This is a genomic window from Micromonospora sp. M51, assembly GCF_018070305.1.
Taxonomy (GTDB): Bacteria; Actinomycetota; Actinomycetes; order Mycobacteriales; family Micromonosporaceae; genus Micromonospora; species Micromonospora parva.
The window spans coordinates 1-7457 of record NZ_JAGPXZ010000265.1; the positions used below are offsets into that span (position 1 = coordinate 1).

9 protein-coding genes are annotated in these 7457 nt (G+C 71.7%); 3 read left to right on the top strand and 6 right to left on the bottom strand.

Annotation, left to right across the window (positions count from 1 at the left end):
• The coding region (locus KBX53_RS15965; RefSeq protein ID WP_210860102.1) for an SDR family oxidoreductase at positions 1 to 286 on the top strand (286 nt) is incomplete at its 5' end.
• A 52-nt stretch (positions 287 to 338) separates the two neighbouring features.
• Here the strand turns inward: KBX53_RS15965 and KBX53_RS15970 are convergent.
• The 3 genes from KBX53_RS15970 to KBX53_RS15980 all read right to left on the bottom strand — a co-directional run bounded on the left by KBX53_RS15970 (position 339) and on the right by KBX53_RS15980 (position 1540).
• Entirely contained in the window at positions 339 to 755 is a 417-nt protein-coding gene (locus KBX53_RS15970; protein ID WP_210860103.1) for a hypothetical protein, read from the bottom strand.
• A complete protein-coding gene (locus KBX53_RS15975; protein ID WP_210860107.1) occupies positions 748 to 1086 on the bottom strand; it encodes a hypothetical protein in 339 nt (112 codons plus the stop codon). The genes KBX53_RS15970 and KBX53_RS15975 overlap by 8 nt, the downstream gene beginning before the upstream one ends.
• Before the next feature lie 91 nt (positions 1087 to 1177).
• Positions 1178 to 1540, bottom strand: a complete 363-nt coding sequence (locus KBX53_RS15980; protein WP_081883871.1) for a cupin domain-containing protein — start codon at positions 1538 to 1540, stop codon at positions 1178 to 1180.
• A 337-nt stretch (positions 1541 to 1877) separates the two neighbouring features.
• Between KBX53_RS15980 and KBX53_RS15985 the strand changes: the two genes are divergently transcribed.
• Complete coding sequence (locus KBX53_RS15985) at positions 1878 to 2777, top strand: Gfo/Idh/MocA family protein (RefSeq protein WP_030333096.1); 900 nt, start codon at positions 1878 to 1880, stop codon at positions 2775 to 2777.
• Between the two features lie 143 nt (positions 2778 to 2920).
• Here KBX53_RS15985 and KBX53_RS15990 read toward each other — a convergent pair whose 3' ends face one another.
• A complete protein-coding gene (locus KBX53_RS15990) occupies positions 2921 to 3112 on the bottom strand; it encodes a DUF2795 domain-containing protein (protein WP_030333097.1) in 192 nt (63 codons plus the stop codon).
• Positions 3113 to 3240: 128 nt separating this feature from the next.
• Between KBX53_RS15990 and KBX53_RS15995 the strand changes: the two genes are divergently transcribed.
• Positions 3241 to 4497: an erythromycin esterase family protein gene (locus KBX53_RS15995; RefSeq protein WP_210860104.1), complete on the top strand. Its 1257-nt coding sequence runs from the start codon at positions 3241 to 3243 to the stop codon at positions 4495 to 4497.
• Positions 4498 to 4560: 63 nt separating this feature from the next.
• On the opposite strand, the gene KBX53_RS16000 is transcribed toward KBX53_RS15995, so the two are convergent.
• Both KBX53_RS16000 and KBX53_RS16005 read right to left on the bottom strand, forming a co-directional pair.
• Positions 4561 to 6789 carry an MMPL family transporter gene (locus KBX53_RS16000; RefSeq protein WP_210860105.1) on the bottom strand — a complete coding sequence of 743 codons (2229 nt, stop codon included), beginning with the start codon at positions 6787 to 6789 and terminating at the stop codon, positions 4561 to 4563.
• Positions 6789 to 7376, bottom strand: a complete 588-nt coding sequence (locus KBX53_RS16005; RefSeq protein WP_051708568.1) for a TetR/AcrR family transcriptional regulator — start codon at positions 7374 to 7376, stop codon at positions 6789 to 6791. The genes KBX53_RS16000 and KBX53_RS16005 overlap by 1 nt, the downstream gene beginning before the upstream one ends.
• Positions 7377 to 7457: the final 81 nt, after the last annotated feature.

The following is a 7457-nucleotide window of genomic DNA, read 5'->3' on the forward strand; positions in this document are numbered from 1 at the left end:
CGGTCTGCAGGGCGTCACCCAGACGCACGCCCTCGCACTGGGTCCGATCGGGGTGACAGTGAACGCGGTAGCACCCGGTTTCATCGTCACCGACATGACCGCCGCCACCGCCGCCCGGATGAAGGTCGACTTCGACGACTTCCAGAAGCACGCCGCCGCCGAGATCCCGGTCCGTCGCCCGGGTCGGCCGGAGGACGTCGCCCACACCATCTCGTTCCTGGCGAGCGAGGGTGCCGGCTTCGTCTCCGGTCAGGTCATCTACGTCGCGGGCGGCCCCCGGGACTGACCCGCGCTGCCGACGAGGGCGCTCCGCTCGGCGGGACGCCCTCGTCGCCGGGTCAGGCCGGCGCGCGGCGGGTGCGCCAGAGCCAGAGCAGGCCGAGCACCGGCAGCACCAGCGGGATGTAGCCGTACCCGCTGCCGAACCCCGACCAGACCGTCTCGTCCGGGAACAGCTCCCTGTCGACCAGGCTCAGAATGCCGACCGCGACCACCCCGACCAGTTCCACGGAGCAGCATGCCAGCGCGACCCGCCGGCCGGCGTGCCCGGCGCGGGCCAATCCCACCGCCGCCACGATGTAGATGAGCGCGGCCACCCCGGAGAGCAGGTACGCCACCGGGGCCTCGTCGAACTTGGTGGCGATCTGCAGGCCGGCCCGACTCGTCGCCGCGATCGCGAAGAGCAGGTAGACCGCGATCAACAGCCGACCCGGGCCGGAGTTCGTACGCCGGGGGGGCTGCTCCGTCTCAACCACCGAGCACCTCCCAGGTCTGCTGCAACCGGACCACCACCACCGGGGCCACCAGGCAGACCGCACACACGATCGCCGAGCCCCAGCGGGTTGGTTCCATCCGGGCCAGCACCCAGGCCAGTGGCGGCAGGCACACCAGCGTGACCAGGTAGCCGAAGAAGGCGCCGGGCTCGCCGGGCCGCTCCCCGCCACCGACCGCGACGAGCGCCAGCACTGTCAACACCAGCAACGCCACTTCGAGTACGGCCAGACCGACGAACTGCACCCGGTCCGGCGGCCGGTGGCGTACCGCCGCCACCAGCGCCCACACCGCGACGAGCAGCGACAGCACGATCGGTAGTAAGCGGGTGCTCTGCCTCTCCGCGTGTGACGAGGGCCCGTCGAGGCGTCTCCCCGGTTCCTGTTCCCACGCCTTCCGGTGGGCGTCAGTCGGCGGCCGGCAGCCAGTAGACGGAGATGGCGACGAGCGGGTCCGGTCCGTCGTTGCGAATCTGGTGCGGCACCCTGCTCTCGAACGCCGTGACGTCCCCGGCCCGCAGCACCGCCGTCCGGTCGGCGAACGTCAACGTCCCGGTTCCGGACACGATGATCCACACCTCGCGGGACCGATGGACATCGAGGTCGTTGGACGTGTTCGGGGCCACCGACCAGCGCGCGACCTCGAACGGCGCGGGCGCCGTCGACGGGAACGGCAGCAGCGCGCGGTGCACGGGGCCGCCCTCGGCGAAGTCGTACCAGTGGTCAAACGTCACGGCGCCGCTGGCCGTCGCTGGATTCGTCGTTGGCATGTCGTCGACACTGCCGCGCCACCCCCGGGGTGTCTGGCGGCAATCGGACCTGACGTCGGCGAGAGCGCGCGGACGGTGTCGTCCGGGAGCGCGCGGGCGGGGGCGTCCGGGAGCGCGGGCGGGGGGCGTCCGGGATCGCGCGGACGGTGCCGTCAGGCCACCGGCGTTGTCGGTGCACCGGCGTCTGCCGTCAGCCGGCGGTTGGCGCGACGGCGTCCCCGAAACGAAGGTGGGCTGCTTCGATTGGTCGAACCCGCCGCCAGCATGGGCGCCGGGGCGACTAGCGTGGATCACGTCCGTGGCGTTGCCGCGGTGCGGGGAAACAGCGGAGGTACACGTGCGGTTCGGTTTGTTCGGCACCGGTCACTGGGCGATCGAGACGCACGGGAAGGCACTGCACGCCCATCCCGACGCGGAGTTGGTCGGGGTGTGGGGTCGCAACCCGGAGCGGGCCTCCGCGCTGGCCGAACGGTACGGGGTGCCCGCCTACGCCGACGTCGACGCGCTGATCGAGCAGTGCGAGGCGATCGCCGTCGCCCTGCCGCCCGACATCCAGGCCGACATCGCGGTCCGGGCGGCCCGCGCCGGCCGGCACCTGCTGCTGGACAAGCCGCTGGCGCTCAGCGTGGCCGACGCCGACCGTGTCGTGGCCGCCGCCGAGGAGTCCGGGGTCGCCTCGGTCGTCTTCTTCACCCAGCGGTTCCAGCCGAACGTGACAGCGTTCCTCGCCGCCACCGCCGCCGCCGGGGGCTGGCAGCACGGTCGGACCACCGCATTCGCCTCGATCTTCCAGGACGGCAGCCCGTACGGCGGCTCGTTGTGGCGTCGGGAGCACGGAGCGCTCTGGGACATCGCCCCGCACGCCCTGTCGATCCTCCTGCCGGTGCTGGGTCGGGTGACGCAGGTGGCGGCGATGAACGGACCGAGCGGGATGGTGCACCTGCTGCTCACCCACGAGGGCGGTGCCACCAGCAGCGCCTCGCTCTCGCTGGATGCCCCGACCGAGTCGATGGCCCGGGAGTTCGTGTTCTACGGCGAGAACGGCATCGAGAATGTCCCGTCCGGGGAGAACGACCCCGCCACCGCGTTCGGCGTCGCCATCGACCAACTGATTGAACAGGTGCGCGCCGGCACCCGGGACCACCGCTGCGACGTCCGCTTCGGCCGCGAGGTCGTGACCATCCTCGCCGCCGCCGAAACCGCCCGCACCGAATCCCGCACCATCCCCCTCCCCTAACCGAACCCGAACCCTGCCCTTGCCCTGCCCTTGCCCCACCCTTGTTGATCAAGAGGTTTGCGTCACGACACGCGGTACGGCACGACGCAAACCTCTTGATCACCGAGGTCGGTGGGGTGGGAGGTCGGGGGGTGGATGGGGGGTTAGGTGGGGGTGGGTAGGGCGGCGTTCAGTTCGTCGGGGGAATTGAACTGCTCTGGGGGCAGCGCCTGCAGCATCTGCAGCAGTGCGGTGCTGGCGCCGTTCTCCTGACCCCAGCGGATCAGGTCCTCCCGCGAGACCGGGTAGTCGAGCCCGGCCAGGTACTCCTGCAACTGCACGCCGGTGACGGTCATGTCGGCCGGCTACCCGATCGCGGTGGTCGTACACCGGTGTGGTTGGCACCCACCACGGCCCGGCGGCCGGCGTGTCGGCCCGCGACGCGCCCACGGTTTGCCGCAGCGGCGGCCGGGTAGCCGCTGGCATGCTGGTTCAGCGGCTCGGCGCGCCGAGCGATTTCGACCCGTTGCTGGAGCGCGTTCGCAACGCCCGGGTGGTGATGATCGGTGAGTCCACCCACGGCAGTTACGACTACTACCGGTTGCGTGAGCAGCTCACCCGCCGACTGATCGCGGAGTGCGGGTTCTCCTTCGTCGCCGTGGAGGGTGACTGGCCCGACTGTGATCGGGTGCACCGGTCGGTGACTGCCGCGCCGGGCGGCGCGCTCGAACCGCAGCTCGCGCTCGCCGAGTTCGAGCGATGGCCGACCTGGATGTGGGCCAATGCCGAGGTGGCCCGGTTCGCCAGCTGGCTGCGGGCCTGGAACGTGGAGCGGCCGGAGGAGCAACGGGCCGGGTTCCACGGGCTCGACGTGTACAGCCTCTGGGAGTCGATGCAGGCGATCTTCGACTACCTGGGGGAGGAGGACCCGAAGTCGCTGGAGGCGGCGCAGGACGCGTACCGGTGCTTCGAGCCGTACGGCAAGAGGGTCGAGGAGTACGGCGCGGCCAGCCGGTTCGTCTCGGCCCGCTGCGAGGAGGAGGTCGTCCGGTTGCTCGCCCGGACCCGCGAACACGCCCTCTCCGACGGCCCGGACCGCTTCTCGGCCTGGCAGAACGCGGAGGTGGTGGCCGGCGCGGAGCGCTACTACCGGGCAATGGTGGCCGGCGGGCCGGACTCGTGGAACATCCGCGACACCCACATGCAGGACACCCTGGACCGGCTGCTGGACCGGTACGGTCCGGACTCCCGGGGCATCGTCTGGGCGCACAACACGCACGTCGGGGACGCGCGGGCCACCGACATGACCGCCGACGGGATGGTCAACATCGGTCAGTTGGCTCGGGAGCGGCACGGCGAGGACGCGGTCGTCCTGATCGGCTTCGGCACGTACCGGGGCACGGCGATCGCCGCACCCCGCTGGGGTTCGCCGGCCGAGGCGATGGTGGTGCCGCCGGCCCGGGAGGGGTCGATCGAGCGGCGGCTGCACGAGTTGATGCCGGAGCGGGCCGTGTTGATCTTCGGCGGCGACGACCAGCCGGGCTGGGTCACCGACACCGTGGACCACCGGGCGATCGGTGTCGTCTACGACCCGTCGTTCGAGTCCTGGGGCAACTACGTGCCGACCCGGATCGGCGAACGCTACGACGCGTTCATCTGGTGCGACGACACCAGCGCCCTGCACCCGCTACCGGTGCCGGCGGTCCCCGGTGAGATGGAGACCTATCCGGCGGGCGTGTGAGCAGGCGGTCAACGCAGTGGAGGTGTGGTGCCCGACGGGCACCACACCTCCACCATCGGTGGGTCAGACGTGCGTCGGCGTGCGGTCCCCGAGGTGGGTGCGCAGGCCTTCGCCCTCGATGTCCACGTTCGGCAGGGCGCGGTTGAGCCAGCGGGGCAGCCACCAGGCGCGGTCGCCGAGGAGCGACATCACCGCCGGGACGATGGTCATCCGGACCACGAACGCGTCGATGGCGACACCGATGGCGAGCGCGAAGCCCATCGACTTGATGATCGGGTCGTCGAGGAACACGAAACCGCCGAAGACGGAGATCATGATCAGCGCGGCGGCGGTGACCACCCGGGCGCCGTGGCCCATGCCGCTGATCGTGGCCTCACGCGCGGTGTCGCCGTGGACGAAGTCCTCCCGCATCCGGGAGACCAGGAACACCTCGTAGTCCATCGCCAGCCCGAACAGGATGCCGATCAGCAGGATGGGCAGGAAGCTGACCAGCGGGGCCGGGGTGTCCAGGCCAACCAGGCTCGCTAGGTGACCCTGCTGGAAGATCGCCACCGTGATGCCGAACGTGGCGGCCACGGTGAGCAGGAAGCCCAGCGCCGCCTTCAGTGGCACCAGCAGCGAGCGGAACACCAGCATCAGCAGCAGCACCGAGAGCCCGACGACCAGCAGCAGGTAGATCGGCAGCGCGTCGGAGAGCTTCTCCGAGACGTCGATACCGATGGCGGTCGCGCCGGTGAGCAGCACGTCGGCGCCCTGCACCCCGCCGACCGCCTCGCGGACGTCGTGCACCAGGGTCTCGGTGGCCTCGTCGGTCGGGCCGGTCTTCGGTACCACGCCGAGCAGGGCGGTCCGACCGTCCGGGCTCAGCTGCGGCGGCGCCACCGCGAGGACGTTCTCGGTGCGCTGGATCACCTGCGGCACGGCGGCGGCGGTCGCCTGCGCGTCGTCGCCCGCCACGACCACCGCGAGCCGGCCGGTGAAGCCCGGACCGAAGCCCTCGGTGGTCAGGTCACTCGCCACCCGGGCCGGTGAGCCCTCCGTCGCCGTACTGGCGTCGGGCAGGGCCAGCCGCATGTCCGGCGTGGGCAGTGCGAGCAGGCCCAGGCCGAGCAGCGAGACCAGGATGACCGGCACCCGGAACCGGGTGACCAGTCGCGCCCAGCGGAAGCCGAACCCGGTGCGGTCCTCGATCGGGCTCGTGGTCGCGGCCGGCCGGTCGGTGACGTCCGTGTCGTCCTCGTCGGTGCCGACGCCGTCGGCCACGGTCGCGGTGGGCACGGCACGCAGCCGGCGCGGGAGCACCCGGTGGCCGGCGAAGCCGAGCAGCGCGGGCTGGAGGGTGATCGCCACGAGCACGGCGATGGTGACCGTCGCGGCGGCGGCGAGACCCATCACGGTCAGGAACGGAATGTTCACCACGGCCAGGCCGGCGAGGGCGATGACAACAGTGGCGCCGGCGAAGACCACCGCGGAGCCGGCGGTGCCCACGGCCCGGCCGACCGCCTCCTCGGGGGACATCCCTTCGAGCAGGTTCTGTCGGTGCCGGGAGGTGATGAACAACGAGTAGTCGATGCCGACGGCGAGGCCGAGCATCAGCGCCAGGATCGGCGCGGTGCTGGTCAACTCGATGACACCGCTCAGCGCGAACAGCCCGGCCATGCCGACGCCCACGCCGATCAGCGCGTTGAGCATGGTCATCCCGGCGGCCACCAGGGAGCCGAACGTGATGATCAGGACGATCGCGGCGACCAGTACGCCGATCGCCTCGGTGGAGCCGATCTCCGGCTCGCCGCCGAGCACCTCGCCACCCGGGGCGACCTGCCAACCCTTCGCCTCGACGGCGGCACCGACCTCCTCGTACGCGGTGCGCTGCTCGTCGGTCACCTCGTCGCCGCCGGTGGCGAACTGGACCTGGACCAGCGCGTACCGGCCGTTGGGCGAGACCGCGCCGACCTGGAGCGGGTTGACCGCGCCGACCACGCCGGGCAGCGCCGAGGCCTCCTGGACCAGTTCCTGCACCACGGCCTGGCCCTCGGGGGTGCCCAGTTGACCGTCGGCCGGGGCCTTGACCGCGATGGTGCCGGTGGCGCCGCTGGCCGCGGGGAACTGCTCGCTGAGCAGGTCGAGCGCGCGCTGGCTCTCGGTGCCGGGCATGGTGAAGTTGCTCGCCGTCGGGCCGCGCAGGGTCGCCGCGGCCAGGCCGGCGACGACGAGTACGACGAGCCAGAGCGCGACGACGAGCCGTCGCCGGCGCAACGCGCCCCGGCCGAGCCGGTAGAGCAGGGTGGCCATCAGGAGTCCTTGTCCTCGGTCGTGGGTTGTTGGGGCAGGGCCGCGTCGACGGGTTCGACGGCCCGTCGGACGAGGGTGAGCAGGGCGGAGCGCAGGTCGTCGTCGGTGATGTCGGCGAACTCGCCGCACGCCTCGGAGATCCCGGCGAGCAGCACCAGCGCGGCGATCCGCGCGCCCGGCCGGTCGGAGTGACCGGCCAACGCGTCGCGCAGCCGGTCGGAGATCTGCTGGATGTGCGCGAAGGCCGGCTGGCACAGCAACTCCGGGAACTCGCCGCGGAGTACCGCGATCTCCCGCCGGAACCGGACCGCGAGGTCGACGAAGCCCTCTGCGGCGACCTCCTGGGCGGCCGTTCCGGTCAGGCCGGTGAGCCGGTCGTCGAGGTCCCGCAGCACGCCGATCGCCGGAGCCATCAGCTCGGCGAGAAGGGCCTCCTTGTTGGCGAAGTGGTAGAGCACGGTGGCCTTGGAGCAGCCGACCTCACGGGCGATGTCCTGCAGGGAGGTGCCCCGGTAGCCGGTCACCGTGAACTGCCGCGCCGCCGCGGCGAGAATCTCACCGTGCGTGTCGGGTACCGCTCTGGCCATGCCCGGTCCACCTCCCGCAACCCAGCATGCCTGACCGATCGGTCAGACCCTGACCGATCGGTCAGACTGAGGCGGTGGCGT

Excerpts from the sequence above, each read along its gene's own strand:
- KBX53_RS15980 (WP_081883871.1), bottom strand. The coding sequence starts at position 1,540 with ATGCCAACGACGAATCCAGCGACGGCCAGCGGCGCCGTGACGTTTGAC.
- KBX53_RS15990 (WP_030333097.1), bottom strand. The coding sequence starts at position 3,112 with ATGACCGTCACCGGCGTGCAGTTGCAGGAGTACCTGGCCGGGCTCGAC.
- KBX53_RS15995 (WP_210860104.1), top strand. The coding sequence starts at position 3,241 with ATGCTGGTTCAGCGGCTCGGCGCGCCGAGCGATTTCGACCCGTTGCTG.
- KBX53_RS16000 (WP_210860105.1), bottom strand. The coding sequence starts at position 6,789 with ATGGCCACCCTGCTCTACCGGCTCGGCCGGGGCGCGTTGCGCCGGCGA.
- KBX53_RS16005 (WP_051708568.1), bottom strand. The coding sequence starts at position 7,376 with ATGGCCAGAGCGGTACCCGACACGCACGGTGAGATTCTCGCCGCGGCG.